This window comes from Maribacter chungangensis (genome assembly GCF_042676845.1).
Lineage (GTDB): Bacteria > Bacteroidota > Bacteroidia > Flavobacteriales > Flavobacteriaceae > Maribacter > Maribacter chungangensis.
The window spans coordinates 325,279-352,071 of sequence record NZ_JBHTHY010000006.1 but is presented as its reverse complement, the minus strand read 5'-3'; the positions used below and the strand labels follow the sequence as shown (position 1 = coordinate 352,071).

General features: G+C 39.7%; 29 protein-coding genes. 10 read left to right on the top strand and 19 right to left on the bottom strand.

All coding sequences use genetic code 11. From position 1 onward, the window contains the following. Positions 1-316: 316 nt before the first annotated feature. From rplS to ACFQZJ_RS09555, 6 genes are all read right to left on the bottom strand, one after another. Complete coding sequence (gene rplS / locus ACFQZJ_RS09580) at positions 317-667, bottom strand: 50S ribosomal protein L19 (protein ID WP_379934146.1); 351 nt, start codon at positions 665-667, stop codon at positions 317-319. 142 nt (positions 668-809) lie between these two features. After that, positions 810-1,484, bottom strand: coding sequence for a tRNA (guanosine(37)-N1)-methyltransferase TrmD (trmD, locus tag ACFQZJ_RS09575; RefSeq protein WP_379934145.1), 675 nt, complete (start codon positions 1,482-1,484; stop codon positions 810-812). 18 nt (positions 1,485-1,502) lie between these two features. Then, positions 1,503-1,946, bottom strand: coding sequence for a GNAT family N-acetyltransferase (locus tag ACFQZJ_RS09570; RefSeq protein ID WP_379934144.1), 444 nt, complete (start codon positions 1,944-1,946; stop codon positions 1,503-1,505). 38 nt (positions 1,947-1,984) lie between these two features. Continuing rightward, on the bottom strand, positions 1,985-2,605 hold the full coding sequence (locus tag ACFQZJ_RS09565) for a tRNA (guanine-N1)-methyltransferase (protein ID WP_379934143.1): 621 nt from the start codon (positions 2,603-2,605) through the stop codon (positions 1,985-1,987). 140 nt (positions 2,606-2,745) lie between these two features. Beyond that, positions 2,746-4,194, bottom strand: coding sequence for a glyceraldehyde-3-phosphate dehydrogenase (locus tag ACFQZJ_RS09560; RefSeq protein ID WP_379934142.1), 1,449 nt, complete (start codon positions 4,192-4,194; stop codon positions 2,746-2,748). Positions 4,195-4,509: 315 nt separating this feature from the next. Then, positions 4,510-5,907 carry a trypsin-like peptidase domain-containing protein gene (locus ACFQZJ_RS09555; RefSeq protein WP_379934141.1) on the bottom strand — a complete coding sequence of 466 codons (1,398 nt, stop codon included), beginning with the start codon at positions 5,905-5,907 and terminating at the stop codon, positions 4,510-4,512. 129 nt (positions 5,908-6,036) lie between these two features. On the opposite strand from ACFQZJ_RS09555, the gene dapF reads away from it, so the two are divergent. The 4 genes from dapF (at position 6,037) to ACFQZJ_RS09535 (ending at position 9,147) form a co-directional block, all read left to right on the top strand. Further along, on the top strand, positions 6,037-6,819 hold the full coding sequence (gene dapF / locus ACFQZJ_RS09550) for a diaminopimelate epimerase (RefSeq protein ID WP_379934140.1): 783 nt from the start codon (positions 6,037-6,039) through the stop codon (positions 6,817-6,819). Continuing rightward, on the top strand, positions 6,807-7,331 hold the full coding sequence (locus tag ACFQZJ_RS09545) for a GNAT family N-acetyltransferase (RefSeq protein ID WP_379934139.1): 525 nt from the start codon (positions 6,807-6,809) through the stop codon (positions 7,329-7,331). Before dapF ends, ACFQZJ_RS09545 begins: the two co-directional genes overlap by 13 nt. After that, positions 7,332-8,375, top strand: coding sequence for an endolytic transglycosylase MltG (gene mltG, locus ACFQZJ_RS09540; protein WP_379934138.1), 1,044 nt, complete (start codon positions 7,332-7,334; stop codon positions 8,373-8,375). It abuts the gene before it with no gap. A gap of 289 nt (positions 8,376-8,664) precedes the next feature. Further along, positions 8,665-9,147, top strand: coding sequence for a hypothetical protein (locus ACFQZJ_RS09535; protein WP_379934137.1), 483 nt, complete (start codon positions 8,665-8,667; stop codon positions 9,145-9,147). 84 nt (positions 9,148-9,231) lie between these two features. On the opposite strand, the gene ACFQZJ_RS09530 is transcribed toward ACFQZJ_RS09535, so the two are convergent. Genes ACFQZJ_RS09530 through dnaA form a run of 3 tightly spaced genes read right to left on the bottom strand, consistent with a single transcriptional unit; the run spans position 9,232 to position 11,846 of the window. Then, a complete protein-coding gene (locus tag ACFQZJ_RS09530; protein ID WP_379934136.1) occupies positions 9,232-9,954 on the bottom strand; it encodes an SAM-dependent methyltransferase in 723 nt (240 codons plus the stop codon). A 10-nt stretch (positions 9,955-9,964) separates the two neighbouring features. Continuing rightward, entirely contained in the window at positions 9,965-10,414 is a 450-nt protein-coding gene (locus ACFQZJ_RS09525; RefSeq protein WP_379934135.1) for a low molecular weight protein-tyrosine-phosphatase, read from the bottom strand. Between the two features lie 7 nt (positions 10,415-10,421). Further along, the gene (dnaA, locus tag ACFQZJ_RS09520) at positions 10,422-11,846 is read right to left on the bottom strand and encodes a chromosomal replication initiator protein DnaA (protein WP_379934134.1); all 1,425 of its coding nucleotides are present in this window, start codon (positions 11,844-11,846) and stop codon (positions 10,422-10,424) included. Between the two features lie 203 nt (positions 11,847-12,049). On the opposite strand from dnaA, the gene ACFQZJ_RS09515 reads away from it, so the two are divergent. Beyond that, the gene (locus ACFQZJ_RS09515) at positions 12,050-12,445 is read left to right on the top strand and encodes an acyl-CoA thioesterase (RefSeq protein WP_379934133.1); all 396 of its coding nucleotides are present in this window, start codon (positions 12,050-12,052) and stop codon (positions 12,443-12,445) included. 28 nt (positions 12,446-12,473) lie between these two features. Here the strand turns inward: ACFQZJ_RS09515 and ACFQZJ_RS09510 are convergent, their stop codons facing one another. From ACFQZJ_RS09510 to ribD, 4 genes are read right to left on the bottom strand one after another with little or no spacing between them, the layout of a single operon-like run. After that, on the bottom strand, positions 12,474-13,082 hold the full coding sequence (locus tag ACFQZJ_RS09510; protein ID WP_379934132.1) for an IMPACT family protein: 609 nt from the start codon (positions 13,080-13,082) through the stop codon (positions 12,474-12,476). A gap of 9 nt (positions 13,083-13,091) precedes the next feature. After that, positions 13,092-13,949, bottom strand: a complete 858-nt coding sequence (locus ACFQZJ_RS09505) for an EamA family transporter (protein WP_379934131.1) — start codon at positions 13,947-13,949, stop codon at positions 13,092-13,094. Next, on the bottom strand, positions 13,950-14,552 hold the full coding sequence (locus ACFQZJ_RS09500) for an HAD family hydrolase (protein ID WP_379934130.1): 603 nt from the start codon (positions 14,550-14,552) through the stop codon (positions 13,950-13,952). It lies immediately after the preceding gene. After that, positions 14,545-15,630 carry a bifunctional diaminohydroxyphosphoribosylaminopyrimidine deaminase/5-amino-6-(5-phosphoribosylamino)uracil reductase RibD gene (gene ribD / locus ACFQZJ_RS09495; protein WP_379934129.1) on the bottom strand — a complete coding sequence of 362 codons (1,086 nt, stop codon included), beginning with the start codon at positions 15,628-15,630 and terminating at the stop codon, positions 14,545-14,547. The genes ACFQZJ_RS09500 and ribD overlap by 8 nt, the downstream gene beginning before the upstream one ends. A gap of 100 nt (positions 15,631-15,730) precedes the next feature. Between ribD and ACFQZJ_RS09490 the strand changes: the two genes are divergently transcribed. The 5 genes from ACFQZJ_RS09490 to ACFQZJ_RS09470 all read left to right on the top strand — a co-directional run bounded on the left by ACFQZJ_RS09490 (position 15,731) and on the right by ACFQZJ_RS09470 (position 20,370). Beyond that, positions 15,731-16,216, top strand: a complete 486-nt coding sequence (locus ACFQZJ_RS09490; protein ID WP_379934128.1) for a GNAT family N-acetyltransferase — start codon at positions 15,731-15,733, stop codon at positions 16,214-16,216. A gap of 2 nt (positions 16,217-16,218) precedes the next feature. Continuing rightward, positions 16,219-17,085 carry a peptide chain release factor N(5)-glutamine methyltransferase gene (prmC, locus tag ACFQZJ_RS09485; RefSeq protein WP_379934127.1) on the top strand — a complete coding sequence of 289 codons (867 nt, stop codon included), beginning with the start codon at positions 16,219-16,221 and terminating at the stop codon, positions 17,083-17,085. A 325-nt stretch (positions 17,086-17,410) separates the two neighbouring features. Further along, the gene (locus ACFQZJ_RS09480; protein WP_379934126.1) at positions 17,411-17,992 is read left to right on the top strand and encodes an LOG family protein; all 582 of its coding nucleotides are present in this window, start codon (positions 17,411-17,413) and stop codon (positions 17,990-17,992) included. After that, positions 17,992-19,986, top strand: a complete 1,995-nt coding sequence (gene ligA / locus ACFQZJ_RS09475) for an NAD-dependent DNA ligase LigA (protein ID WP_379934125.1) — start codon at positions 17,992-17,994, stop codon at positions 19,984-19,986. Before ACFQZJ_RS09480 ends, ligA begins: the two co-directional genes overlap by 1 nt. Before the next feature lie 81 nt (positions 19,987-20,067). Next, on the top strand, positions 20,068-20,370 hold the full coding sequence (locus ACFQZJ_RS09470) for a hypothetical protein (protein ID WP_379934124.1): 303 nt from the start codon (positions 20,068-20,070) through the stop codon (positions 20,368-20,370). Positions 20,371-20,468: 98 nt separating this feature from the next. On the opposite strand, the gene ACFQZJ_RS09465 is transcribed toward ACFQZJ_RS09470, so the two are convergent. From ACFQZJ_RS09465 to ACFQZJ_RS09440, 6 genes are all read right to left on the bottom strand, one after another. Beyond that, entirely contained in the window at positions 20,469-21,026 is a 558-nt protein-coding gene (locus tag ACFQZJ_RS09465; RefSeq protein ID WP_379934123.1) for an REP-associated tyrosine transposase, read from the bottom strand. A gap of 1,157 nt (positions 21,027-22,183) precedes the next feature. Then, on the bottom strand, positions 22,184-22,900 hold the full coding sequence (locus tag ACFQZJ_RS09460; RefSeq protein WP_379934122.1) for a hypothetical protein: 717 nt from the start codon (positions 22,898-22,900) through the stop codon (positions 22,184-22,186). Positions 22,901-23,126: 226 nt separating this feature from the next. After that, a complete protein-coding gene (locus tag ACFQZJ_RS09455) occupies positions 23,127-23,966 on the bottom strand; it encodes a DUF3667 domain-containing protein (RefSeq protein ID WP_379934121.1) in 840 nt (279 codons plus the stop codon). A gap of 191 nt (positions 23,967-24,157) precedes the next feature. After that, positions 24,158-24,406, bottom strand: a complete 249-nt coding sequence (locus tag ACFQZJ_RS09450) for an FUSC family protein (RefSeq protein WP_379934120.1) — start codon at positions 24,404-24,406, stop codon at positions 24,158-24,160. 81 nt (positions 24,407-24,487) lie between these two features. Next, positions 24,488-25,576 carry a Gfo/Idh/MocA family protein gene (locus ACFQZJ_RS09445; protein WP_379934119.1) on the bottom strand — a complete coding sequence of 363 codons (1,089 nt, stop codon included), beginning with the start codon at positions 25,574-25,576 and terminating at the stop codon, positions 24,488-24,490. Positions 25,577-25,872: 296 nt separating this feature from the next. Further along, complete coding sequence (locus tag ACFQZJ_RS09440; protein WP_379934118.1) at positions 25,873-26,781, bottom strand: metallophosphatase; 909 nt, start codon at positions 26,779-26,781, stop codon at positions 25,873-25,875. Positions 26,782-26,793 lie beyond the last annotated feature (12 nt).

The following is a 26,793-nucleotide window of genomic DNA, read 5'->3' as shown; positions in this document are numbered from 1 at the left end:
ATGTTCACAATAGTAAAAAAAGCGACAGCCTTTTTTGCTAAAACGCATAGCGCAATGATAGTGGTTTTGAGAACAATACCCTATACTCGTTATGAAACAACAATATAAGAACGTAAACTTTATACTAGCCACCGTAAACCAAATTTTACGTTAATGATTTCCAATTGCTATAATCTAAAAGTACAATTTTGTAGTAAAAGAAGTGTGGTTTCGATGGCAGTAAAAATCAACACGTTATAAACACTGGTTGTTAACAATTGTTCATAAAAAAGCACCAACTGGTTTGTTGGTGCTTTTTGTTCGGTATATCGGTTTCTTAAGACCTTATTTCTTTTATTCTTGCCTTTTTACCTGTCAATTCCCTGAAGTAATAGATACGAGCTCTACGCACTTTACCTTTTTTATTGATTTCTATTTTTTGTAATGCCGGCAAATTTACCGGAAATATACGTTCTACCCCCACGGTACCGGACATCTTACGAATGGTGAATGTTTCTGTTGCTCCAGAACCTCTTCTTTGGATAACTACGCCCTTAAAGAACTGGGTACGCGTTTTTTCGCCTTCCTTAATTTCGTAATATACAGTGATGGTATCTCCTGCGGAAAATTTTGGAAATTCTTTTTTTGTTACAAATTCGTCTTGAACAAACTTAATTAATGATTCCATATTTTGATTTACTATTGGAATTAAATCAAATCAACATACACGATTATCGTCAGAGGTTAATTTAACAGGGTGCAAAAATAATTCTAAATTTAGAATCCGCAAGTGTTTTTTAAGATTTTTATCTGCGTTTCAACAAAATACGCTATTTCAAAAGGTCCGGCCGCAATTGTTTTGTTCTTTCCAGTGCTTTATCCTCCCTCCAAGTCTCTATTTTTCCAAAATTACCGCTTAAAAGTACTTCAGGAACCGTCATTCCTTTATATTCCGCTGGCCTGGTATACACAGGAGGAGCCAGCAACCCGTCTTGAAAGCTATCCGTGAGTGCCGAAGTTTCATTGTTCAATACACCCGGTATTAATCGAATAATGGTATCGCACAGTACCGCTGCTCCCAATTCTCCACCAGAAAGCACATAATCTCCTATAGATATTTCTCTTGTGATAAAAGCGTCCCGAACCCGCTGGTCTACACCTTTATAATGACCACAAAGTACAATGATGTTTTCCAGTAAGGAAAGGCTATTAGCGGTTTTTTGGTTTAGCGTTTCTCCATCGGGTGTCATATAGATAATTTCATCGTAATTCCGTTCGGATTTTAGTTTGGAAATACATTTATCTATTGGTTCTATCATCATCACCATGCCTGCGCCACCACCAAACTGGTAGTCATCTACTTGGTTGTAGCTGCTGTCCGTATAATCCCTAATATTATGAAAGTGCACCTCTACCAAGCCTTTTTCTATTGCTCTCTTTAGTATAGAGGCCTCAAACGGACTTTTTAATAGTTCTGGGAGGACGGTAATAATGTCTATTCTCATAGCTGGTCGTGACCACATTTATTTGGCCGTCCAAAAGTAATGAAAACAATGTACATCTTTTTGCCATCCCTCTTTTTCATACAAATATTGGGCAGGATTATCTGTCGCAGTTTCCAAAGCAAGACCTTTATAATTGTTAGTGCCGCAATATCTTTTTGCTGCCTCCAACAACTTTTTTGCGATGCCTTTATTGCGGTATGACTTGTGCACAAAAAGATCATTTAAAATCAATGACGACTGGAGCGATACAGATGAAAACGTTGGATATAGTTGTGTAAACCCTACAGGTACTTTGTTGTTGTAGGATAGGAAAATAACGGACTCTTTTTTTGTTAACCTATCTTTTAGAAAATCTAATGCTGCCGACTCGTTTATAAATTGACCATAGAAAAGACGGTATGCGTTAAAAAGAGGTAGAATATCTTCCAGTTCTGCCTCTGAGACTTGCTTTATGGTTACCATGTAGTATAAAAAACTTCCAAAAGTGAGTTTAAGTTTAGCTATTTGGTTTTTTTCTGTTTATTGCGTTCGTCCTGTAGCTGTCTACTTATTTTTTGCTCACGCTCCAAAGCCCTTCTTCTGTGATCTTCATATTCCAATTCTAGTTCGGAAAGATTTTGTTTTGCTTCTTGTGTGAGTACATTACTGTTTCTGAACCGATAAATAAATAGTCCCAATAATAAAAACAGGGCGCCGATAATAGCCCAAAGAATAATGTTGTATGTACCTTTGGACACCTGAGCTCCGAGCAATGACATGTTGTCTTTTTCTGCACTTACGGCGGTTAGACTTGTAGTTGTTTCTTCCAATTTTTTATTGAGGGACGTAATGGTCGTCTCATGTTCGGATATAGTAGCATTTAGCTCAGCGGTTTTTTTGGAAATAGCTGCCAAGGAGTCCAACACATTTTTTCGCAGCTTGTATAGATTACTTTCCTTTACCACCTCATAGCGAATACCGTCTGCACGATAGTTACCTGATCTTTTGGAAATATAGTCGAATTGACTGCTTATCGGACCTTGGTCCAGCGATAGCTTATCCTCCGTTTCGGTTTCTTGGGAAAAATGGATATTTACGCTAAGTAGGACAATTAAAAAACAAAGTAATTTAGGGATTTTCATTTGTATTGGTATTAAAATATGATTTAGCGAGAACTAAAGTAATTTATTAATCTTAATTAAGGAAAAATTTGTTTTAAGGTCCTGTTGTGGAATAGGTACGTTAAATATGTGGACTTGGGATGTTTTGTAGGGGGTATTTTTTAGTAATACGTGTATCTACGAACCTTAGAAATATATTTTGCCAAACGTATTACCTGATGGGAATAGCCATACTCGTTGTCGTACCAAATATAGAGTATTAGGTTCTTTCCATTTTTGGAAACTAACGTTGCTTTACTGTCATAAATGGCGGGTGCCGATGTACCTACAATGTCGGAGGATACCAACTCTTTGCTCAACGAATATTGTATTTGTTCTACCAAATCGCCTTCAAGTGCATATTTTTTTAATATGGTATTTACTCCTTCCATAGATGTTTTGTTCAACAAATCCAGATTAAGGATGGCCAAAGACCCGTTGGGAACAGGAACTCTAATGGCATTGGAACTCAATTTTCCTTGTAATGTAGGTAGTGCTTTGGATACGGCTTCCCCCGCCCCTGTTTCCGTAAGTACCATATTTAGTCCTGCGGCTCTTCCTCTTCTATACTTGGCATGCATGTTATCTACGAGGTTTTGGTCGTTGGTATAGGCATGTATGGTTTCTAAATGCCCTTTTTTGATTCCAAAAGAATCCTCTATCACCTTAAGTATTGGGGTAATGGCATTTGTAGTGCACGATGCAGCGGAAAACACATTTAAGTCATCCGGATTGTATTCCTTATGGTTAACACCATGAACAATATTAGGAGCTTCCTTACCAGGTGCGGTCAACAGTACTTTTGATGTCCCCTTTGCAATCAAATGTCTAGAAAGCTCCTTTTTGTCTCTAAATGCTCCGGTATTATCAATAATAAGTGCATTGGATATACCGTATTGAGTGTAATCTATTTCCTCTGGTGTTTCTGAATTGATGATATGTACCGTGGTGCCGTTAATGATCAGTGCATTATTTTCAAAGTCGGTTCGTACCGTTCCCGAAAATGTGCCGTGAACCGAATCCGTGCGTAAGAGACTAGCTCTTTTTTCCAACACCTCGGCATCCGCAGACCCTCTTACTACAATAGCGCGAAGTCTTAACTGGTTTCCCTTGCCCGTTTTTGTCATCAGCTCCCTGGCCAACAAACGACCAATTCTTCCAAATCCATAAAGCACCACATCTTTTGGCTCTATACTTGCGAATGTTGAGGCATCTTTTAATTTCTCAATAACAAAGGACTTTACGTTATTGAAGTGATTGTCGTCTGCATGATATTCGTACGTAAGTTTTCCAATGTCAAGCTTGGATGGAGGTAATTTAATGTCGTTAATTGCCCTTAATAATTCTACCGAATCAAAAATCGAAATCGGTTTTTGCACAAATTCTCCCGCATACTCATGCAAATGAATAATGTCGCTTACGTTTTTATCGATAGCCTGATTTTTAAATAGGACTATTTCTATGGATTTATCATACCAAAGGTCACTTACAATTTTAATAAACTCTGTCGTTGCTTTTCTGCGATCCGCTTGGAAAGCTAATTCTTTTTCGTAGGATAATTTATGTGACATAAAAAATAATGGTTGTTGAATTACGTATCTCGTTGACTGCTACATCTATTCTACAAAATACTGTGGCATTCTGGTGACGTTAGTTTCTGTAAGTATTTTTAGAAATTTGATGAGTCGTAATTGATTATTGAGTTATTGCATATAAATAACGAAGTAATCAAATACCCTTTTGGGATTTAAATACCACATTAACGTTATACTTTTTTGAATCTATAGTGGTTTAGTGCAAAACTAGAGATTTTCAGGCATTTAGTAAATGTGAATTATAAAAAAAGCACCTTTTTAAAAGGTGCTTTTTACTATTGTATTTTCGATCTACTGAAAAATGAGTCGTTCTCGCTCACCTTCTTCGCTTATCATGGTAATTACGGTTTTACCATATCTAGATATGGCGCCAAACGCGTTTTTTGCATCTTCTATATCCTCGATTTCTTTATCATCCACTTGCAAGATCACCTTACCCTGAAGACCAAAACCTCTGTATCTTTCCGGTACGCCTGTAATTTTCACACCTTTGTTGGTCTTAAATTTCTTTTTATCCGAATCTGTAAGGTTTTTTACTTCCAACCCCATTTCTGGAACGTTTATAGTTTGTCGTTTTTTAAGTGCTACGGGTACGTTTATCAATTCTCCTGACCTTTCTATTATCAAGTTAACAGTATCCTTAGGACGCTTGGTAGATAGGTACCCCGTTAAATCGGGAAATTTACGAACGTCTATATCGTCTACTTTTTTAATGATGTCCCCAATGGCCAGCTCAGCGTCGGATGCTCCGGATTCTTCTTCAATGTATTCTATGTATACACCCTCTATATCACTTATTCCCCGCTCTACGGCATCCCTGGTATTCACGGGTGCAGGTCGTATTCCGATAAACCCTTTTTGCACATTACCGTACTCCATTATATCCTCCACTATTTTTTTGGCAATATTACTTGGTACGGCAAAAGAATAGCCAACGTACGAGCCTGTTTGTGAAGAAATGGCCGTATTAATTCCTATTAAGTCTCCGTTCGTATTTACCAATGCACCACCAGAGTTTCCGGGATTAACCGCTGCATCTGTCTGAATAAAGGATTGGTTCGTTCTTGTGTCCAAACTTCTGGCTTTTGCACTAACGATACCTGCGGTAACGGTAGAAGTAAGGTTAAAGGGATTTCCCACGGCCAAAACCCATTCCCCAATCTTGGCGTTGTCAGAATCACCAAAGGCCAAATAAGGTAGTTTTTCGTCTGTTTCTATTTTTATAAGTGCAATGTCCGAATTAGGGTCGGCACCAATGAGCTCGGCTTCGTACGTTTTGTTGTTGTTAAGTGTAACCTGTAATTGACTGGCACGCGCAATTACATGATTGTTCGTTACAATGTAACCGTCCTGTGAAATTATTACTCCCGATCCCGTACCTACCTGTGGTTTTACACTACCGCCCGATCCATAGAAAAAATCGAACATGGAGGTGGGTGCCTTGCTAAGTGTTACATTTTTCACATGCACTACCGCGTTTACGGTAGTCTCGGCTGCATTGGTGAAGTCAACTTCGTTTATTCCGGCGCCTTTGGCAGATGTTGGCGTAAAGCTCGTGTTAATTAGTGAGCCGCTTGCTTCTTGGTTTACAATGGCGTAATTGGTTTTCTCAAAAAGGAGCTTGTACGCTCCCAATGTAATTGCCCCGGCAAAAATCGAGACCAACAAAAGGCTTCCTATTTTTTTCATTTGTTACACTTTAATATTTTGTAAAGTAAAATTAGTAGATTTTATCTCCTATGCTCCCCCTTTAACGACATTTTAACTGCTATCGAAGCTTTTAATAAAATCCTATCTTTGTGCTTTATTAAGTTAAGAATGAAAATCAACTTTTATAAGTATCAAGGTACAGGAAATGATTTTGTGATGATCGATAATCGTCTGGGAACCTTTCCTAAAGAAGATAGGAAACGAATTGCCTATTTATGTGATAGAAAATTCGGTATCGGTGCGGACGGATTGATCCTGCTGGAACACTGCGAAAAATCCGATTTTAAAATGGTGTACTTTAACTCCGATGGCAATGAAAGTACAATGTGCGGTAATGGAGGGCGCTGCATAGTGTCCTTTGCAAATTTTTTAGAGATAATAGGAAATGAAACCACTTTTAGCGCAATAGATGGACTACATCATGCTAGGATTAAGGGTTTAATGGTTGATCTTAAAATGCAGGATGTTACAGAAATAAAAGCAAAGCAAGGAGCTTCTTTTTTGAACACCGGTTCTCCACATCACGTACAAATCGTTTCCGATCTTTCGCAATTTAATGTCGTATCCGAAGGGGCAAAACTGCGTTATGGTCTTTACGGACAAGAGGGAAGTAACATTAATTTTGTGGAAGAAAAAGAACACGGAGAATTTTTCGTGCGCACCTATGAACGTGGTGTTGAAAACGAGACACTCTCATGTGGCACTGGGGTTACCGCTGTTGCTTTGGTAATGCACCATCTTGGTATGACAAAAAAGAATAGCGTAAAAGTTCATGTCTTAGGAGGGGGATTAGCAGTTACTTTTGCTCCAATGGATAAGGGGTACGAGAAAATTTATTTAATTGGAGAGGCCAAACAGGTCTTTAAAGGCGAGGTGCAATGGAACTCTTAAAAGGAAACAATCTATTTTTAAGAGCTTTGGAAAAGGAAGATCTTCAGTTTTTATACGAATTGGAAAATAATACCCATATTTGGGAAATAAGTGGTACTGTAACCCCGTATTCCAAAACTGTGCTACAATTTTATTTGGAGAATGCCCATAGGGATATATATGACGTAAAGCAACTGCGACTTGTTATTTGCGGAACGGAGGGAAATACGCTAGGCTTGATCGATTTATTCGATTTTGACCCAAAGCATAGACGTGCGGGTGTTGGAATCGTTGTTATAAAGGAGACGGATAGGAACAAGGGAGTAGGAGCGGAGGCGCTTCAAATACTTTGCGACTATGCGTTTACGGTGTTGGAGTTAAAACAGCTCTATGCCAATATCTTGGAAGATAACGGGCGGGGAATCCATTTGTTCCAAAAATTAGGTTTTGTAAAAGTTGGTGTAAAAAAAGATTGGATCAGTAGTAATGGGGAATATAAAAATGAGGTATTATTTCAAAAAATTAATGACTAGATGAACATTAAACGAATTTTACTGATCTTGGTTTTACTTGGACTTGTGGTAGGCGGTTCTTTTGCATATATGGTCTATAGTGCATTTTTTACTCCGAACACCTCGTTCGAAGATAAAGAAGTTTTTGTCTTTATTCCCAGCGATGCCTCATTTTCCGACGTAAAGAAGAATTTGGGGCCTTTGTTAAAAGATGTGGGCGCCTTTGAATCTGCAGCGAAAAGAAAGGGATATACAGAAAATATAAGGGCGGGCAAATACAGGCTAGTAAAAGGAATGAACAATAATGAACTCATTAATAATCTTAGGGTTGGTAATATACCTGTAAAGGTAGCTTTCAACAATCAAGAAACCTTGGCAGATCTTGCGGGCAGGATTTCTGATCAAATAGAAGCGGATAGCATTAGTCTGTTAAATGCCTTTAGGGATACGGATTTTTTATCCGAAAATAAGATGGATTTGGACACAAGTTTAGCACTATATGTTCCAAATAGCTATGAATTCTTTTGGAATACCGATGCAGTCGAATTTAGGACCAGAATGTTGACCGAATATAATCGATTTTGGACAGATGCAAGAAAAACAAAGGCCAAAGCACTGGGGTTAACCCAAAATGAAGTGGTGACCTTAGCTTCTATTGTGCATAAGGAAACAGCGAAAATAGATGAGCGACCAAAAGTTGCCGGTCTCTACTTGAACCGGTTACGCACTGGAATGTTATTGCAAGCCGACCCCACCGTTATCTATGCTATAAAAAAGGAGACGGGAAATTTTGATACCATTATAAAAAGAGTACTATATAAGGATCTGGAAATTGAATCCCCTTACAATACCTATAAAAACGCAGGTTTGCCTCCTGGACCTATCACGATGCCGGATATCAGTGCCGTAGATGGTGTTTTAAATCCGGAAAAGCATAATTATTTCTATATGGTTGCCAACGTAGAAAATTTTGGATATCACATGTTTGCAAAGGATTTAGCGCAACATGGCCGAAATAAAGTACAATACGTCCGATGGATAAATGCTCAAAAGATAAAAAGATAGTTAATTGTCGGAAATTTAATACATGTTAACTATTCTTGTATATTTTTAACATAACCTTGCCATAACAAGTTACTTTACTGTCTAACTTTGTCCCCTGAAATTTAAGCAGGTATTTTGCCATAAGTCTTAAGAAATTTATTCTATGAAAAGATGGATAATTGTTTTTTGTCCTCTCGTCGTGATGTTTATTTTATCTGGTTTTGGATTTAGTCCTTTCAAAGTAACTGTTCCTGAGCCACTTAAAGTAAGAAAACCTACTGCAGTTCTGTTTCCCAAAGATAAAACTGCTATGACCGAAATTAAACTAGTGCCTCCCTTTGCTGGAACTGATTTTATTGGATTTAAGGAGGCGTTGGCCTTTAAGGAATCTAAAGGAGATTATTTTGTGGTAAATACGTTTGGGTATTTGGGCAAGTATCAGTTTGGCATGAGTACTTTAGAACTGATGGGCGTTCACAATGACCAACAGTTTTTACAGGATCCTGTTTTACAGGAGAAAGTGTTCCAAATTAATATTGCCAGGAATAAATGGATCCTAAGGCGGGATATCAAAAGATTTGTCGGTAAGCATATTCGCGGTATCGAAATTACGGAATCCGGAATGCTTGCAGCCGCGCATCTGGCCGGGGCCGGTAATGTAAAACGTTATTTGCGTTCTTTTGGAAAAAAAGATGTGATGGACGATTATGGTACCAACATCGCTAATTACCTTAAGGAGTTTTCGGGTTATGATATTTCTAGTATCGAAGCCGTAAAAAACCCAAGCATATAAATTACTTCATATTGGAAATCTAAATCTCCGGTCTTGATTTATACCAAACATAAAATAGCCCTGAAGTTGGAGTGTCGGGGTTTTTTATGCCTGAACAATAAAAATGGCCGGACGCTTATGTAGGTCAATTTTTTCCTTTTTCCATTCGGATGCCGTTCGTGTACTTATGAATTCTGTGTTTAAGGTCAAGTCACAAGCTACACAGACATTGGTGGTTCCAGTTAATGTTTTATGTAACTCCTCTAGCAGTTTATTATTGCGGTAGGGAGTTTCAATAAAAATTTGGGACTGCTGTTCGTCTCTTGATTTTTTTTCTAGTCTTTTGATTTCTTTCCTTCTTTCTGTGGCCTCAATAGGCAGATAACCATTGAATGCAAAGTTCTGGCCATTTAATCCACTGGCCATTAGCGCTAGCACAATAGAGGAGGGGCCAACCAAAGGAATTACCTGTATGTGTTTTTGATGCGCAATTTTAACCACAGAAGCACCTGGATCTGCAATTCCTGGACAACCTGCCTCGGATAAAATACCCATGTCGTAACCATTTAGGCAAGGTTCAACAAAACTTGGTATTTCCGTTGCTTCCGTAAATTTGTTCAGTGCAAACAACTGCAAGGAAGGTTGAGATTTTCTCGGACTCATTTTTTTGATAAAATTCCGTGCCGTTTTTTCGTTCTCCACTATATAATGGTCTATACTTTCTATCGCCCGTTTAATGGAAATAGGAAGTACTTCCAGTGGCGGACTATCGCCTAGTGTAGTCGGAATTAAATATAATCTTCCTTTCTTATTCGGTTCATTGTTCATAAGCTAAGGATTAAAGTCGTTTGGCAATTTGTTCACAGGCATTGGCTATCATTTGAAATACATGTTCAAATCCTTCAACACCGCCGTAATAAGGGTCTGGTACTTCGTTGGCACTTCCATCGATTTCCCCTAACAACAAATGTACTTTGGACCGATCGGCTGCACTGCTACTCAATTTTATAATGTTGTAATAGTTTTCTTTGTCCATGGCGTAGATGACATCAAACAAGTCAAAGTCCTGAATATTAAATTGTCTACAGCGTTGCTCAGCAATGTCTACACCGTACTTCTTTGCAACTTCGATGGATCTAGGATCGGGAGGATTATTGATGTGATAACCTGCAGTTCCGGCAGAATCAACGAATACACGTTCGGGATCAACCTTACTTTTGAGAATACCTTCGGCCAACGGAGACCTACAAATATTTCCTAGGCATACCATTAACACATTAGTCCTCATGTAGGTTTTACGAAAATTTCTTGGTAAGATCGTCTATGTACTTTCGGAATTGCTTATCGGTCTCGGCTAAGTTATCTACCGTTTTACAAGCATGAAGAACAGTGGCATGGTCACGTTTCCCTATTTGTGACCCAATACTTGCCAAAGAAGCTTTAGTGAATTTCTTTGCAAAGAACATGGCCAATTGTCTGGCTTGTACAATATGTCTTTTTCTGGTTTTGGACTGCAAGGTGGCCACATCCATTTCGAAGTAATCGGAGACTACTTTTTGTATATAATCTATAGAAACCTCTCGTTTTGTATTTTTAACGAACTTCTCTACCACTTGCTGTGCAAGTTCTAGGGTTACCTCTCGTTTATTTAAGGTAGACTGTGCTATCAACGAAATAATAGCGCCTTCCAATTCCCTAATATTGGTCTTTATATGTTTTGCAACATACTCTATAATTTCTTCCGGCATCTCTACGCCATCCCTATAGAGCTTGTTATTCAGTATAGAAATACGTGTTTCGTAATCCGGTGTTTGTAGTTCGGCAGAGAGTCCCCATTTAAACCTCGACAACAAACGTTGTTCAATATCTTGCATATCTACAGGTGCCTTGTCCGAGGTTAAAATTACCTGTTTTCCATTTTGATGTAAATGGTTGAAAATATGAAAGAATACATCCTGTGTACCGGATTTACCGGATAGGAACTGAACATCATCTATGATGAGCACATCTATAAGTTGATAAAAATGAATAAAATCGTTCCTAGTGTTTTTCTTTACGGATTCTATATACTGCTGCGTAAATTTTTCAGCGGAAATGTAAAGCACAGTTCGCTCTGGATACTTGTCTTTTATCTCAACCCCGATAGCGTGGGCCAAGTGTGTTTTTCCAAGACCTACACCTCCAAAAACCAATAACGGATTAAACGATGTGCCTCCGGGTTTGTTGGCAACGGCCATACCTGCAGAACGTGCCAACCTATTGGAATCACCTTCCAAAAAGTTGTCAAAATTATAGTTGGGATTTAATTGAGATTCTATCTTTATGTTTCTAATACCGGGAATCACGAACGGATTGCGTAATTCAGGGTTTTTAGATTTAATAGGAACGTCCATTTCTTGTGGTACCATGTTCTCCCTATTGGAACTAGGTATTTTTTCCGTAAAGGGTTCTTTGTTTCCGTAGGTATTCTCCATACGTATAATGTAGACCAACTTTGCAGATTCTCCCAACTCCTTGGTAAGGGCCACTTTTAAAAGTTTAACGTAATGCTCTTCTAACCATTCATAAAAAAACTTGCTGGGAACCTGAATGCTAAGCGCGTTCTCCGATAGTTTCACGGGTTTGATGGGTTCAAACCATGTCTTGAATGCCTGCGGTTGGATATTATCCTGTATAAATAACATACAATTTTTCCAAACGGATTTAGCAGTGACACTCATAATAAAAAAGCCCTCGTTTAATGGTTAGTTGTAAAGATTAATCAACAAGCAAAACTTGTTATATTTCTAATTTCTTTAGAAGACAAATATGTGAACAAATAAGCTAAAAAAAAAATCATTCTCTATTGAATATCACCTTTTTTTTTCCCATGTTCGTTTGCCCGATGGGGGAGCACTAAATATATACTTTTTTACGCGAAAAAATGCTAGCAAACGAAATTACTTTTAGAATAAGATATGGCGAAACAGACCAAATGGGCGTTGTGTATCACGGCAATTACGCACAATATCTGGAAATGGGAAGAATATCATGGCTCCGTGCTCTTGACCTTTCCTATAGGGAGATGGAGGCGAATGGAGTTATGTTACCAGTAGTGAGCCTAGAAATGAAATTTTTAAAACCCGCACTTTTTGATGATTTGGTAACCGTAAAAACAAAGCTAAAAAGACTACCTATGGTACGGATAGAATTTGATTACGAGTTAACAAATCAAAACAACGAAATTTTGTTAACGGCGAACACCGTTTTAGCCTTTATGGACGCTAGTAAGAAAAGACCTATAAAATGCCCGGATTATATCTTCAAAAAACTAAAATAGCAGAATACAGTTGTAGGGGTAAATTGTGTTAGTACGTTTTGACGCTGATTTTATGCAGTGACTTTAGTTCCTTTAAGATTTTTTCCACTTCTTTTTTCCGTACTGCAATGGTAATTTCACATTTCATCTGCAGATTTTGTGAAACAAGTTCTAATCGATTTTTCTTTATAAAACGCATTACAGTATCCATTTCCGAATATTCAAAACTAAGTGTTGCCCGTTCCTTTAGTATCTTCTTAACGATTCTCGCATTTTCTAACGTTAATTGTGCTGTGTTTTTATAAGCACTTATCAATCCGCCTACGCCCAATTTCGTACCTCCAAAAAAGCGCACTACGGCAACCAGTACGTTAGTAATACCAAAGGATTGTATTTGACCATAAATGGGCATTCCTGCAGAATTATTGGGTTCCCCATCGTCGTTTGCGCGATAGGAAACATGCTCTACACCTAATTGCCATGCGTAGCATACATGATTGGCCGTAGGGTATAAAGCTCTCAAATTATCAAGTAAAGGTTTTACATCACTTTCGTTCTGTATTGGAAAAGCATAGCCGTAAAACTTACTTTTTCTTTCCTTCAATAGAATTTCGGAAACAGTTTTTGAAATGGTTTTGTACGTATCTATTATTTCCATCTTCCTAGGTTATACAACTAAAAGAATACTAAGAATGGCCAAGCCAATGCCCAACCAGTTTTTTGGACTGAGCTTTTCCTTAAACAAGACAATTCCTAAAAGTGTCGATAAAACCACTATGCCCACATTGTTTACGGTGAATATCGAGGCACTGCTTAGTCCAGCATGGTTTAAGGCAAGCAACAGGAAATAGATAGAAAAAAAGTTAGGGACACCTAATGCAATACCACCTAGAATATTTCTAGGATTCAATTTAATCCTTTGTTTGTAGGACTTTACAAGGATAAAAAGTAAACCGGAACTCCCTGCGAAAAAGAATAACAAGGAAGAAAAAAGTGCAAATTCATCCTCGGGAACATGTACTTCTTGAAAATACTTGATGGCAGCATCTATAATGCCGGAACCCAAGAACACCAAAAAAGGAAGCAACAGCATGCTAAACTTAAAGCTTTCGGCAGCTTGTTTCATAGAAGCTAGGTATACGGCTAAAACTGCAATAGCAATGCCTAGGTATTTAATGCCGTCCAAATTATCGTTGTATAGAACAACGCTCAGTACCACCGGTATCACAAAGGACATTTTCGTTGCCACAGAAGCTACGGAGACGCCAAGTTTCTGGGAAGTAGCCGCCATAATGTTAAATACCAGAATAAATAGAATGCCTAGTGCCATAGCGCCCCAAAACCAGCTTTTGTAAGGTAGCTTGCCAATATCCAAATCGCCTTCATAAAAGATAAGCCCAACCAAACAGGCCACCACATAATTCGTTATTATGGCATACAAGGTTTGTACTTGATACCGTACAAATAACTTAAAAACTACAAAAATGAAGCTAGAAAATAAGATGCTAAGTACTAGGTATTGCATTTAGAGCTTTGTCTTTACATCTGTAACGTCTTCCGAGCCAACGATAAGGTGCCAAGTACGTATTCCAATAGAAGCAGCCGCATCCGTGTTTTCCTGGGTGTCGTCTATAAAAAGGGTCTTATCTGCCACCAGTCCGTTTTCGTTCAGTACAAACTCAAAAATTTCGGTGTTCGGTTTGCGCATTTGTATTTCATGGGAAAGGTAAAATTGCTCAAAACAAGCTTCAAATCGGTTCCAACGTTTGGTACCCATGGTTTTTTTTACATGCTGAATGTGGAGTTCGTTAGTGTTGCTCAATAGAAAAAGTCGGTATGTGCCCTCCGCTTTTAGCTGTTCTAGAAATGTTAATCGCGATTCTGGAAAATCCAATAAAATAGAGTTCCATGCTACGGTCAATTCAGAAATCGAAGCATTGGGAATATGATGTTGTAATTTGCCAAGGAAATCGCTGGAACTTAGTTTGCCCACTTCATAGGTTTTGGCCAAGGTATCCATTTCAGGCGACAATTCGGGGTGTCCGAAAACCTCTAGATGTCTGTAAACCGCCGGCTTATCCAGATTCAAAAAAATATCACCAAAATCGAATACAATGTTTTTAATCATTTTTCAAAATAGTTAATCGGTCTTTTTCAATATACTTATAATGAATACAGTTGCCTTTAATCCTTGGTGCTTCAATACCATTGGTAAACCTTACGACCCCGGTAAATATACGCGCTTCGTCCCAAAGATTTGCATCAATAAAGGATTGCAGGGTTTTAGCGCCACCTTCAATAATAACACTTTGTATGTTTAGGTGATGTAAGTGTTTGCAGACCGCTTCGGGGCCGTTCTTGGGTTCGTCTAGTGTTACGTACTCAATACCATCGATATATTTGGTGGTGTCCGTACGGGTAGTAAAAACAATGGTTCTTTGTTTCTTGTCCAGCACATTGTAACTGTGGGGAGTTGTAAGGTCTTTGTCCAAAATTATCCGTGTGGGGGACTTCCCCGTCCACAAGCGTACATTCAATTTTGGATTGTCCTCCAAAACCGTCGCCGTACCTACCAAAATGGCTTGTTCCTCACTTCGCCATTTATGCACCAACTGCTTGGATAAGCTACCTGTAATCCAAAAAGGCTGTGGGCTTGTATGTCGTTGCTGTTTTTCCGGAGCGATAAAACCGTCCGAAGATTCCGCCCACTTTAAAATAATGTAGGGCCGTTGTTTTTCATGAAAACTTAGAAATCTCTTGTGGTGTTCCCTGCATGCTGTTCCTAGAATACCTATGACAACTTCACATCCGGTATCCTTTAATTTTTGTATCCCTTGTCCAGCCACCTTGTTATGCGGGTCTTTGAGGCCTATAACGACCCTTGGAATTCTATGCTTAACAATCAAATCGGCGCAGGGCGGTGTTTTGCCAAAATGGGAGCATGGTTCCAAGGTAACGTAGAGTGTGGATTCCGTTAGTATTTCCTTATCCGTTACGGCTGCCATGGCGTTAACCTCGGCATGTGGACCGCCAAAAGGGCTCGTAAATCCCTCACCGATAATTTTATTGTCGTGCACAATAACAGCGCCTACCATAGGATTGGGCGCAGTCGTTCCCAACCCGTTTTTGGCAAGTTGAATACAGCGGCGCATGAATTTTTCGTCCATCGTAGCTTGACTCACGTTTTTGTCTAATGCTGTTTGCATCTTTTTATTTTTCCTTTGCCTTTGGCGTTTATGATTTTACACATTTCATGTATCTTCACGCATCAAAAATAATACTTTAAAACCTATAACAACCAATACCGTGGAAAGGCCTGTACTAAGGGAAATAAAGAAATCCGATAACGCCGATGTTGCCCGTGTCATTAGAACCGTACTTGTATCGCTAGGCGTACCAAAAGTGGGTACGGCCTATGCGGACGCCGCCTTGGACCAGATGTTCGAAAATTATAACGTACCAAAGGCTGTTTATTTTCTGGTAGAACAAAATGGCGAGGTACTGGGCTCTGCTGGTATAGCGCCTTTGGAGCATTATGATGGTAACTGTTGCGAACTTCAAAAAATGTATTTGTTGGACCAGGCTAGGGGCAAGGGTATCGGGAGTTTGTTGATGGATGCCTGCCTATCCAAAGCGCGCGAATTTGGTTTTGAGCAATGCTACTTGGAAACCATGCCCTATATGAAGGCGGCGCAAAAACTCTATCAAAAATCAGGCTTCGAGTATATTGATGCGCGTATGGGAAATACAGGGCATTTCTCATGTAAGGTGTGGATGTTAAAAACGCTGTAACGATGCTACTGAAGGAAATAAAGACTATTTTTCATACCGAACTGGATGCCATCTACGGCAGCCAAGAAGTAGCAAGTTGCTTTACCTTGTTAACAGATCATTTTTTGGGCTTGGAAAAGTTTGTTTTGCTACTACGACCACAATGGGTGATTTCAAAGGAAGAGGAAAGTATACTCTTCAATGCACTTAGTCAGTTAAAAAAACATGTACCCGTACAGTACATTATGGGGGAGACGGAGTTTATGGATTTGAAATTTAAAGTATCGGCGGATGTACTCATTCCTAGACCGGAAACGGAAGATTTGGTGCGATGGATATTAGAGGATTATCGGGCCGCGCAACATCCTCATCCTAAGATTTTAGACATTGGAACCGGAAGCGGATGCATTGCCATTAGTATTGCGAGGTACTTGCAAGGTGCTGCTGTTTCAGCTTTGGATATTTCAAATGATGCCTTGCAAATTGCCCGTACCAATGCCCGTCAAAATGATGTTGACATTAATTTTTATCAGGCTGATATTTTAAACGATAGTACAACGACGCAGCTTGAATCTACTTTTGACAGTATCGTATCTAACCCACCTTATGTAAGGGAGTTGGAAAAAAAGGAAATGCATCAAAATGTATTGGGACATGAGCCAGGTATAGCGCTTTTTGTCTCCGATAAAGACCCATTGGTATTTTATAGGGCTATCGCTAATTTCGCCCAAAAAAACTTGGTAGCTAATGGTTCGCTGTACCTGGAAATCAACCAATATTTGGGCAAGGAAATGATAGATTTACTTGATGCCTATAATTTTAAGGATATCGAATTAAAAAAGGATATTTTTGGGAACGACCGAATGGTGAAAGGTGTTTTTAGGGGATAGTTTTTAGAAAGTAGTTGGTAGCTTTTAGAGGATAGTGAACTAGTTGGCATTGGTAGTGAGTGGATGGCAGTGATAAGTGAATAGCAAAAAGTAATGAGTGAAAAGTGATTAGTAAAAAGTTCAGAAGTTCATAGTGCGCCTACAAGGGACATATTTGCAAGGAGCGAAACTTGGATTGGAGTGCGCTATACTAGATTGTTGCGACGTAGCAATTTGTTTAAATCAAGTCCTAATGTTCAAAAGGTTCGTAGGTCGGATGTTCGTAGACAGATGCAAGATTATTTGATTTCCATTTATGTTTGAACTTGAACTTAAAAGAATAGCAATGAAAGGAATTGTAGTATTTTGTGGTAGTAGCGAGGGGAGCGACCCTCAATTCGCTGACGATGCTTATGACTTGGGTAAAACCTTGGCGCAACAGCAAGTCGATTTGATTTATGGCGGTGCCAAGATTGGTATTATGGGTAAGGTAGCACAAGGGGCTTTGGATGCCCGTGGTAAGGTAATCGGTGTTATTCCCGAGTTTTTAATGCGAAAGGAAGTGTATCATGACGGACTTACCGAACTTATCATTACGCAGAATATGCACGACCGAAAACTAAAAATGCACGAACTTAGCGACGGTATTCTTATGCTCCCTGGCGGATTTGGAACCTTGGAGGAGTTTTTTGAAATGCTCACTTGGGCACAGTTGGGCCTACATCCCTATCCCATAGCGGTCTTGAATACCAACGAATTTTATGATGAGCTGCTACAAATGCTAAAAAAGATGGTGGAAAAGGGCTTTGTTAAAAAAGAGAATTTGAATGCTATTTTAGTGGATAAAAATATAGATAGCCTGTTGGAGAAGATGAAGGCTTTCAAACCCCTTCCTGCACCAAAATGGATGACTAAAGAAGAATTTTAATGAGTATAGAAACGAAATTAAAAGCATTAAGAGAGGAGTTACGCGGGCATAATTACAACTATTATGTACTGGATAATCCAACGATTTCAGATTACGAATTTGATATGAAATTGAAGGAATTACAGCAATTGGAAGCAGAGCATCCTGAGTTTTACGATGAAAGTTCGCCCACTATTCGGGTGGGTGGCATGGTTACCAAGAACTTTGAAACCATTGCCCACGAACACCGCATGTATTCGCTTGACAATTCCTACTCCAAAGAAGATTTGGAGGATTGGGAAAAACGGATTCAACGGAATCTAGGCGATGCGCCCGTGGCCTATACTTGTGAGTTAAAGTATGATGGTGCCTCCATCAGTATTACCTATGAGAACGGTAAATTGCTACGTGCCGTTACCCGTGGCGACGGATTTCAAGGCGATGATGTCACAACCAATATAAAAACGATCAAGTCGGTTCCCTTGCAATTAAAAGGAGATTATCCTCCCAAGTTCGATATCCGTGGTGAAATCGTTTTGCCTTTTAACGGTTTTCAGAAAATGAACGAAGAGCGGATCGCCAATGGAGAAGAACCTTATATGAATCCAAGAAATACGGCTTCGGGCAGTTTAAAATTACAGGATAGTGCTTTAGTCGCACAACGGCCCTTGGAATGTCTCCTATATAGTATCGTGGGCGAAAATACCGGAATTACTACCCAGTTTCAAATGCTTGAAAAGGCACGCGAATGGGGCTTTAAGGTGCCTACGGTAGCCAAATTATGCCAAAGTACGGCAGAGGTGATGGAATTTATAGAGGAATGGGACGTAGCGCGCCACCAATTGCCATACGAAACCGATGGGGTGGTGGTGAAGGTAAACAGTTTACAACTCCAAGACGAATTGGGCTTTACCTCAAAAGCGCCACGCTGGGCCATGGCCTATAAATTTAAGGCAGAGCAGGTATTTACGATCTTAAACGAGATTACTTATCAGGTGGGGCGAACGGGAGCTATTACGCCCGTTGCCAACTTGGAACCTGTTTTATTGGCCGGGACTACCGTAAAAAGGGCATCCCTGCACAATGCCGATCAGATTGCCAAACTGGACATTAGAGAGGGCGATACGGTTTTTGTGGAGAAAGGTGGCGAAATTATTCCCAAGATCATTGGTGTTGACCTTTCCAAGCGTCCGGCCAATTCTATAGAAACGGTCTATATTGAGGAATGTCCCGAATGTCATACGCCTTTGATACGTACCGCAGGAGATGCCAAACATTATTGTCCCAATGAGTATGGTTGTCCGCCACAGATTACAGGCCGTATTCAGCATTTTATTTCCAGAAAGGCCATGGATATCGAAGGCCTTGGCGGGGAAACCGTGGAGTTGCTCTTTAAGGAGGGCTTGATCACCGATTATGCCGATTTATACGACCTTACCAAAGAGCAGATTCTACCGCTGGAGCGCATGGCGGAGAAATCTGCCGAAAACTTGATCAAAGGAGTCGCGGAATCCGTTGCCATACCCTTTGAGAGGGTCATGTTTGCTTTGGGAATCCGGTTTGTGGGAGAAACGGTAGCCAAGAAACTGGCCAAAGCCTATAAAAATATTGATGCCTTGGCCGTTGCTACCAAAGAGGAGTTAATGGCCGTAGATGAAATAGGGGAGCGCATTGCAGAAAGCGTAGTCACTTTTTTCAGTAACGAAAAGAACCAGAACGCCATAGCAAGGCTGAAGGAAAAGGGCGTGCAGTTTTCTTTATCGGCAGAAAAATTGGAAAACCAGACCGACATCCTGAAAGGAAAAACGGTAGTGGTATCCGGCGTATTTGAGTCGGTAAGTAGGGACGAACTCAAAAAGTTGATAGAGGATAATGGTGGTAAAGTAGGCTCCTCGATCTCGTCCAAGACCAATTACTTGGTCGCTGGCGATAAAATGGGCCCAAGCAAGCGTACCAAGGCCGAGAAGCTCAATGTGCCGATTATAACCGAACAGGAATTTTTGGCGATGGTGTAAGCAACCTATTGCGCTTGCGAAAATGGATACTATTAAAACCAAATATAACGCCTTAAAAGGCAGAAAAACAGCGCATAAACCATGCTGCCTAAAAACTATACCGATTTTGAGGAAACGCTGAACGAACCAGCACCACCTATAGCTTGGCCCGATGCCCTAAAAGCCCTTTGGTTCGATGCAACAGGCGATTGGGAAAGTTCCCATAACATAGCCCAGGATATGCATACCCAAATTGGCAGTTGGATCCATGCCTATCTACACCGAAAGGAGGGCGACAGATTTAATGCAGGCTACTGGTACCGACAAGCGGGCAAGAATTATCCTAAACTATCCTTGGAGGATGAGTTGCGGGAGATGGTGGGTTTTGTTTTGGAGGGTTCTTGAGACATTAGTTATAGGCAGGCATATAGATTTTAAGGTTTTTTCTGTCTGCAACCACTGTTGGATACGCGCTAGTCTGAGACGAGTGATTGCATTTCAAATTAGTCAAGGAAACCTATCGCATCAATTTCAAAGGCAAAATCTTCCTCCGCAAAATTTCTGGCACTACTGTATTTCCATTGTGTTGGTTGGCTAACAAAACCCGCAGCAACTGGATTATTATGGATATAGTCTAGTTTTTGTTTAATAACCGCAATACTCCAAAGTTCTATGGGTTGATTATGATGTTGCCAAAATTTGTATGTGCTTACGTTAGCACTTTTTTTCCCTGCACGTTTGAACATCCATAAAAGCCATTCTTTTCTGCTTTCCTGGTGGTTTTCTTCAATTGCAGCTATTAGCTGTTTAGACGTGTGTTTTTTAAAATCCCGTAATAAGTTTGCTGGGTTTTCGTTGGTATCCCTAAAAATGGGATGAATATGATTTGGCATAAAGCAATAAGCGAAAAGCTCCATTCCTTTTTCCTTTCTGCAATAGGATAAGCTATTCGCTAAAATTTGGAAGTAGGTTTCTCTGGTAAAAACAGCAATCCAATATACGGTTGCAAAAGACACAAAGTATACCCCAACGGGATTATGAAATTTATACTTTCTACTCATTTATTCATTTGTTTTCTAAAATACAAAACTTAAGCTGTAAAACCCTGACATAATTTTTTATCATCCATAGCTGCATACATAACATTTTAGCACTGATCAGGAAATACTAGCTCTTTGATATGATTATATTATAATTGAAATAATTTTGCAAGCCTGTTTCCACTGTTGTCGGACAGGTGCAACAAGTGCCATGCTGAATGAGCAGTATAGCTAAGCTGCATGTATTAGTGTTGTGGGCGCTAGCGCTCGTTTGCAACAAGTGCCATGCTGGGTGAGCAAGCTGGAGTACGCTGTGTCTTATTGTTGTGGACACCCGCCACAGACGAGCGCTAGCGGGTAGCCTAGTTAAACTGTAAGTCTTACCGCTGTAGGCGCTAGCGCTCGTTTGCAACGAGTGCCGTGCTGAGTAAGTATAGGTATCTGATTTCTGATTTGTATGTCTTACTGTTGTGGGCACCCGTCACAGACGAGCGCTAGCGGGGGGCTGTAAAACCCTGACATATTTTATAACATCCATATCTGCATACATAACATTTTAGCACTGATCAGGAAATACTAGCTAGGTTCTAACATTTTATTAGAACTAAAATAATTTTGTTAGCCTGTTTCCACTGTTGTCGGACAGGTGCAACGAGTGCCGTGCTGAATGAGCAGTATAGCTAAGCTGCATGTATTAGTGTTGTGGGCGCTAGCGCTCGTTTGCAACAAGTGCCATGCTGGGTGAGCAAGCTGGAGTACGCTGTGTCTTATTGTTGTGGACACCCGCCACAGACGAGCGCTAGCGGGTAGCCTAGTTAAACTGTAAGTCTTACCGCTGTAGGCGCTAGCGCTCGTTTGCAACGAGTGCCGTGCTGAGTGAGTATAGGTATCTGATTTCTGATTTGTATGTCTTACTGTTGTGGGCACCCGTCACAAACGAGCGCTAGCGGGGTTTAATTTTTCAGCTAAATATTTTGCTTTGTCTTTGTCTAGACCAATCCTGTTTGTATTGTTCATTTTTCTGTTTTTAAAATGACTTAAATTACTAGTACAAAGGTACTTTTTATGTTTGCTAAAAACGGTAACAAAGATTACATAAGTCAATTTTTATTTTTAGTATGTTCTTGTCAAGAACGTTACTAGCGTGACACTCTCGCAAGCTATGTATTTCGATAAACTTATATTTTAGTAGCAGTAATGACTTTTTCGTTTTCGTAGTTCTCAGTCCAACTTAATAAAATAAATGAGGATATTTTCTGAATAGGGATTTTTTGGTTTTCCTCAAATGTTTCATACTTGATTTTTTGTTTTATTTCCTTTTTTATTTGTTCGTTGAAGTTTCTTTCTGCATTTTCATTACAGGCAATAATCTCTATGATTTCTAAATCTGAATTTAAGATCACTTCATAAAGAAATGTGCCTGTTACGGACTTGTCAAAAAGAGTAGAATTTAGCTTATCCAATAATTCCTGTCTGAGATTAGGGGTAAGTTGAACAGATATTTCCTTCTGAGCTAATTCCCTCAAAATTGATAACTTTTCATCATCCGGTGAATTATAAGAAAGGCAATATGATGTTTCAATCAAACCTTCCTCATTTTTATATCCTAAAATAAAATATTCCGTGTTAATTCTAGGTGAGAATCCACAAGTGCTGCCTTCTCCACTGACAATTAATAATTCGCTGATATTGTTTCCTTTAAATAATTCATTTATTTTGAACTTTGATTGATAATACCCGGAATTATTTTCGATTTCGTGCAAAGATTGAAATTCAACTATTCCTATAAATTCAAAATGTGAAAATGCATTAGTTATTTTTATAAGTGGACAAGTACAAGCATAAGTTGTACTTGTTGCGAATAGTAAAATTATTAATATAAATTTCTTTTTCATTTTTCTTGTCGTAGTAAATGTTAATGGGATTGTAACTTTTAGTTACCGCAAAAGTGGTTTATATTTTACACTCAGTTGAAATCTAAAATACAAAACCTAAACGGAAGTATAGTTATTTCAATTTTGCTTATATGTTTTCGCACCCGTCATAGACGAGCGCTAGTTGGAGTTATTCAAAGTTTTTAACCATTTAGTAGTAAAACTAGCATGGCTATGAGCATTCAGTTTAGGTAAACCACATGCTTAAAATGAAGATAATCAGCCTATAGCAAACATTAGCAAACGCAACAGCTAATATAACACCAATACCCCCAGGAATGGCCCAATACCATTTTATATCCAGAAACTTTTTCATGCCCAAAATGGCATAGCATAGCGGTATGGCAAACGTAAACAGCAGAAAAGAGATGGCAGCAATCACAGATTCTTCATGACCAGCTAGCATAGCTATGAGCGTATCTATCCAATCCAGTAGTATCCAACTGGCCAAAAACAAGGAAAAAAAGTGAAAGGTAAAGATGAGGCTGTCATAATAAAAACGCCTTTTTTTAAAGGCCATAAGGTAAACGCCCAAAGCAATCATGGGGATATTAATGATGATGACAGACTTGGAAATCGTGTCACTCATATTTTGATAGGTACTGCTGTAGGTGCTAAAGTCAAGTCCTTCATTCTGAAGCCTCCCGTTGATCCAATCTTTAATCAAAGGGGCATAGGGCTGTGTATATTGGTCTTCAAGCGAAATGGAGTAATCCGATAATGGATTCACGAAGAAATAAATGACGTTCACGAACAGGAACAGGGTAACGGGAGAAACGAACTTTTTACGCTTACCTGCCAAAAACTCCACGGTTATTCGGCTAGGATACCGGAAGAGGTAGCGCAAACTGATCAGAAAGCGATTATCATAAAAGAAGATATTGTCCAAAAAGTCGCCTAATAGCTTGCCTATAGAACGATCTGTGTTATCCCGAACAGACTGCCCGCACTGGGGGCAAAAATAACCTGCAACATAGGTATTGCAATTAAGGCATTCCGTTGTTACTTTATCATTGCCGTTCTCCATAGTTATTCGCTACAATTGGTTTATGGTTGTTCCTGCATCAAGTTCAATACTAATAAAGAACTTTGGCAATGCTAAAAAGCATTTCAATAGTTTTCAAATAGGCTGTAAAAAAAAGAGAAATCTAAATCATTTGACCATGGTATACCAACCGAACCAAGATTTTGGTTTCATTACTTGTTCATTGAAGGAAGCTAAACTAAACCCCTATCTTTCAAAACCTGTTTCAGGGCATCATCATTTTTTGAGCTTTTCACCATTTTATAAATAAAATATAACGGAATCAATGTAAGAAAACCGAGCGTGTTCTCTACCGCGCTGTATATCACAATACCAATCATAAAACCGATGATTAAAGCATCCCAGATAGCACTGGATTTCGATTTTTTTACCTTTTTCAGAAGTTGTTCGTCCGTTAAATCAGAAAGTTCTTCTTCTCTCATTTTTTCTATGTAAAAATCTTTCCTTATTATTTTTAAAACTATTCATTGCAGAACTCATTATCTAATCCGTATCACAAGGTCTTAAAGCTTAACCAGATCATTCAAAGCAGCAGCTTTGTATACGGCCTCTACGACACGGATATCTCGCAGTCCTTCTTCTCCTGGCACAAGCATATCCTTGCCCAATTTTAAGGCAAGGGCGTCATCGTCCATTTGTTTTGCCTGTTGATTGTTAAGCTCAAAATTGATGACCGTACCATCTGACATACTACCTTTATTGCGCGAGTAGGACGAATGGGGTTCCATGGCCAACCACCCTTTCTCATAGGTAACTTTTAAATGGTTCATGGAAATACCGAAGCTGGTTTGGCAAGAGGCTCTGGCACCACTGGGGAATTCCAACTGAAACATGGCCGTTTCCTCCACTTCGTGATAAATTTCCGGTCGTGTCGTAAAGGTCTGTGCCAGAACGGAAATAGGCTCTTCTCCGGTTGCCAAACGGGCTCCTTGTATGGCATATACGCCCATATCGCCCAGCACACCGCCACCCAGTGCCTTGTTCTGTTTCCAATGGTTGGCGCGACCATCAAAATATCCTGCTGCCGAGGTCAGCATTTTAACCTTACCAAAGGGTTGTTCCTTCGCCACTTTCATGTAAGCTTGGACATTAGGGTCATGCTGACAACGATAGCCTATGGAAAGTTTTACCTTATTATCCGCACATGCCTTGATCATCGCCTCACAGTCCGCAACGGAGGGAGCCATTGGTTTCTCGCACCATACATGTTTTCCTGCTTGCGCGGCCCTAATCGTATATTCCGCGTGCATGGAGGGCGGTAATACCACATAAACCACATCAATATCGGGATTGTCGGCTATGTTGTCGTATGTATCATAGCTGTAAACGTTCTTGTCTAAAATTCCATATTTTTCTTGCCAAACGGGGATTTTTTCGGGACTTCCCGTTACTATAGCCTTAAGTTCGCAATGTTCGGTCAGTTCTAAGGCAGGGGCTAAAAGATCGGTACTATAATAGCCAAGGCCCACCAGCGCAACCCCTAATTTAGGTTTTGCTAGGCTAGTTTTTGGCCAAAGTATATTTGGAGTTAACGCGGTTGTTGCCCCTAATATCCCAATTTTCTGTATGAATTGCCGTCTATCTTTTTCCATGAATGCTATGATTAGCCACAAAAATTACGATAATCGGAATGATTAAGCAAGCGTAAGGAGTAGCTAAATATAGGTTCAAGGTTTCATGTTAGGGGTTTCAGGTTTCTGTCCTAGGTTAAAAGTTGACATTTTACCTTCTTCTTTTGGTTTAAAAGTCCTTTGTTGGAAAAGTATGCGCTTGAGCTTGTATCTGAACTTGATACTTGAGCTTTACACTTAAACCTAATAAGGTTTCAGGTTCAAAATTGCGTTTGCACCCACTTATGGCATACAGGGTTGACACACTGGACCCATTTTTAAACCCGTATGGAAACACCATCCGCAACCATACGGTCGGCATCAAAATAAAAATCGATTCTGCCCAAGCGCACGCCAAAACAACCTACTTGGTTTACGAGAATATCCCGCTCTACGGCATTGGTCACCACACTTGGTTTGTCCAAAAAAGTATGGGTATGGCCGCCGATAATCAAATCGGTATGTTTGGTCTTGGTCGCCAAGGTCATATCATCTGGGCGCTGATCGTTTTCGTATTGATACCCAAGATGGGACAGGCAAATGACCAGATCACATTTTTCCTCTTCTTTTAGTTGTCGCTCTAAATCGGAAGCTATGTCATAAGGGTCCAAATACAACGTTTCTTTAAACATCTCTTTGTTCACAAGCCCGGCCAGCTCAATGCCTAAACCATATACACCTATTTTTATTCCATCACGGATATAGGTTTGGTAGGGTTTTGTAAATCCGTCAATTATGGTATTGCTAAAGTCGTAATTGGAACATACAAAATCAAACTTTCCGTAAGGTAGTTGGGCTAGGAGTCCGTCTAGACCGTTATCAAATTCATGGTTTCCGATAGTTCCCGCATCATAATTGAGCAGGGTCATTAGTTTCATTTCCAGCTCACCACCATAAAAGTTGAAATAGGGCGTACCCTGAAAAATATCACCGGCATCGAACAACAGGGTACTCGGATTTTCCTTACGTATCTGGTTTACTAGTCCGGCTCTTCTGGCCAGACCACCTAGTCCGGGGAATCTGGAGTGTCCAGATGGGAAAGGGTCAATATGACTATGTACATCATTGGTGTGTAAAATGGTAATATGTTTTTTTTGTTCGCCCGAACAAGACCCTAAGGATAATCCGCCAGCCCCAACAAAAGACGCCGATGCTAATGTGTTCTTTATAAAATATCTTCGTTCCATTTCTTTCAAGAT

Bases quoted from the DNA above. Each gene is read 5' to 3' on its own strand.
- rplS (WP_379934146.1), bottom strand. From the start codon at position 667: ATGGAATCATTAATTAAGTTTGTTCAAGACGAATTTGTAACAAAAAAA.
- trmD (WP_379934145.1), bottom strand. From the start codon at position 1,484: ATGAGAATAGACATTATTACCGTCCTCCCAGAACTATTAAAAAGTCCG.
- ACFQZJ_RS09570 (WP_379934144.1), bottom strand. From the start codon at position 1,946: ATGGTAACCATAAAGCAAGTCTCAGAGGCAGAACTGGAAGATATTCTA.
- ACFQZJ_RS09565 (WP_379934143.1), bottom strand. From the start codon at position 2,605: ATGAAAATCCCTAAATTACTTTGTTTTTTAATTGTCCTACTTAGCGTA.
- ACFQZJ_RS09560 (WP_379934142.1), bottom strand. From the start codon at position 4,194: ATGTCACATAAATTATCCTACGAAAAAGAATTAGCTTTCCAAGCGGAT.
- ACFQZJ_RS09555 (WP_379934141.1), bottom strand. From the start codon at position 5,907: ATGAAAAAAATAGGAAGCCTTTTGTTGGTCTCGATTTTTGCCGGGGCA.
- dapF (WP_379934140.1), top strand. From the start codon at position 6,037: ATGAAAATCAACTTTTATAAGTATCAAGGTACAGGAAATGATTTTGTG.
- ACFQZJ_RS09545 (WP_379934139.1), top strand. From the start codon at position 6,807: ATGGAACTCTTAAAAGGAAACAATCTATTTTTAAGAGCTTTGGAAAAG.
- mltG (WP_379934138.1), top strand. From the start codon at position 7,332: ATGAACATTAAACGAATTTTACTGATCTTGGTTTTACTTGGACTTGTG.
- ACFQZJ_RS09535 (WP_379934137.1), top strand. From the start codon at position 8,665: ATGACCGAAATTAAACTAGTGCCTCCCTTTGCTGGAACTGATTTTATT.
- ACFQZJ_RS09530 (WP_379934136.1), bottom strand. From the start codon at position 9,954: ATGAACAATGAACCGAATAAGAAAGGAAGATTATATTTAATTCCGACT.
- ACFQZJ_RS09525 (WP_379934135.1), bottom strand. From the start codon at position 10,414: ATGAGGACTAATGTGTTAATGGTATGCCTAGGAAATATTTGTAGGTCT.
- dnaA (WP_379934134.1), bottom strand. From the start codon at position 11,846: ATGAGTGTCACTGCTAAATCCGTTTGGAAAAATTGTATGTTATTTATA.
- ACFQZJ_RS09515 (WP_379934133.1), top strand. From the start codon at position 12,050: ATGCTAGCAAACGAAATTACTTTTAGAATAAGATATGGCGAAACAGAC.
- ACFQZJ_RS09510 (WP_379934132.1), bottom strand. From the start codon at position 13,082: ATGGAAATAATAGATACGTACAAAACCATTTCAAAAACTGTTTCCGAA.
- ACFQZJ_RS09505 (WP_379934131.1), bottom strand. From the start codon at position 13,949: ATGCAATACCTAGTACTTAGCATCTTATTTTCTAGCTTCATTTTTGTA.
- ACFQZJ_RS09500 (WP_379934130.1), bottom strand. From the start codon at position 14,552: ATGATTAAAAACATTGTATTCGATTTTGGTGATATTTTTTTGAATCTG.
- ribD (WP_379934129.1), bottom strand. From the start codon at position 15,630: ATGCAAACAGCATTAGACAAAAACGTGAGTCAAGCTACGATGGACGAA.
- prmC (WP_379934127.1), top strand. From the start codon at position 16,219: ATGCTACTGAAGGAAATAAAGACTATTTTTCATACCGAACTGGATGCC.
- ACFQZJ_RS09480 (WP_379934126.1), top strand. From the start codon at position 17,411: ATGAAAGGAATTGTAGTATTTTGTGGTAGTAGCGAGGGGAGCGACCCT.
- ligA (WP_379934125.1), top strand. From the start codon at position 17,992: ATGAGTATAGAAACGAAATTAAAAGCATTAAGAGAGGAGTTACGCGGG.
- ACFQZJ_RS09470 (WP_379934124.1), top strand. From the start codon at position 20,068: ATGCTGCCTAAAAACTATACCGATTTTGAGGAAACGCTGAACGAACCA.
- ACFQZJ_RS09465 (WP_379934123.1), bottom strand. From the start codon at position 21,026: ATGAGTAGAAAGTATAAATTTCATAATCCCGTTGGGGTATACTTTGTG.
- ACFQZJ_RS09460 (WP_379934122.1), bottom strand. From the start codon at position 22,900: ATGAAAAAGAAATTTATATTAATAATTTTACTATTCGCAACAAGTACA.
- ACFQZJ_RS09455 (WP_379934121.1), bottom strand. From the start codon at position 23,966: ATGGAGAACGGCAATGATAAAGTAACAACGGAATGCCTTAATTGCAAT.
- ACFQZJ_RS09450 (WP_379934120.1), bottom strand. From the start codon at position 24,406: ATGAGAGAAGAAGAACTTTCTGATTTAACGGACGAACAACTTCTGAAA.
- ACFQZJ_RS09445 (WP_379934119.1), bottom strand. From the start codon at position 25,576: ATGGAAAAAGATAGACGGCAATTCATACAGAAAATTGGGATATTAGGG.
- ACFQZJ_RS09440 (WP_379934118.1), bottom strand. From the start codon at position 26,781: ATGGAACGAAGATATTTTATAAAGAACACATTAGCATCGGCGTCTTTT.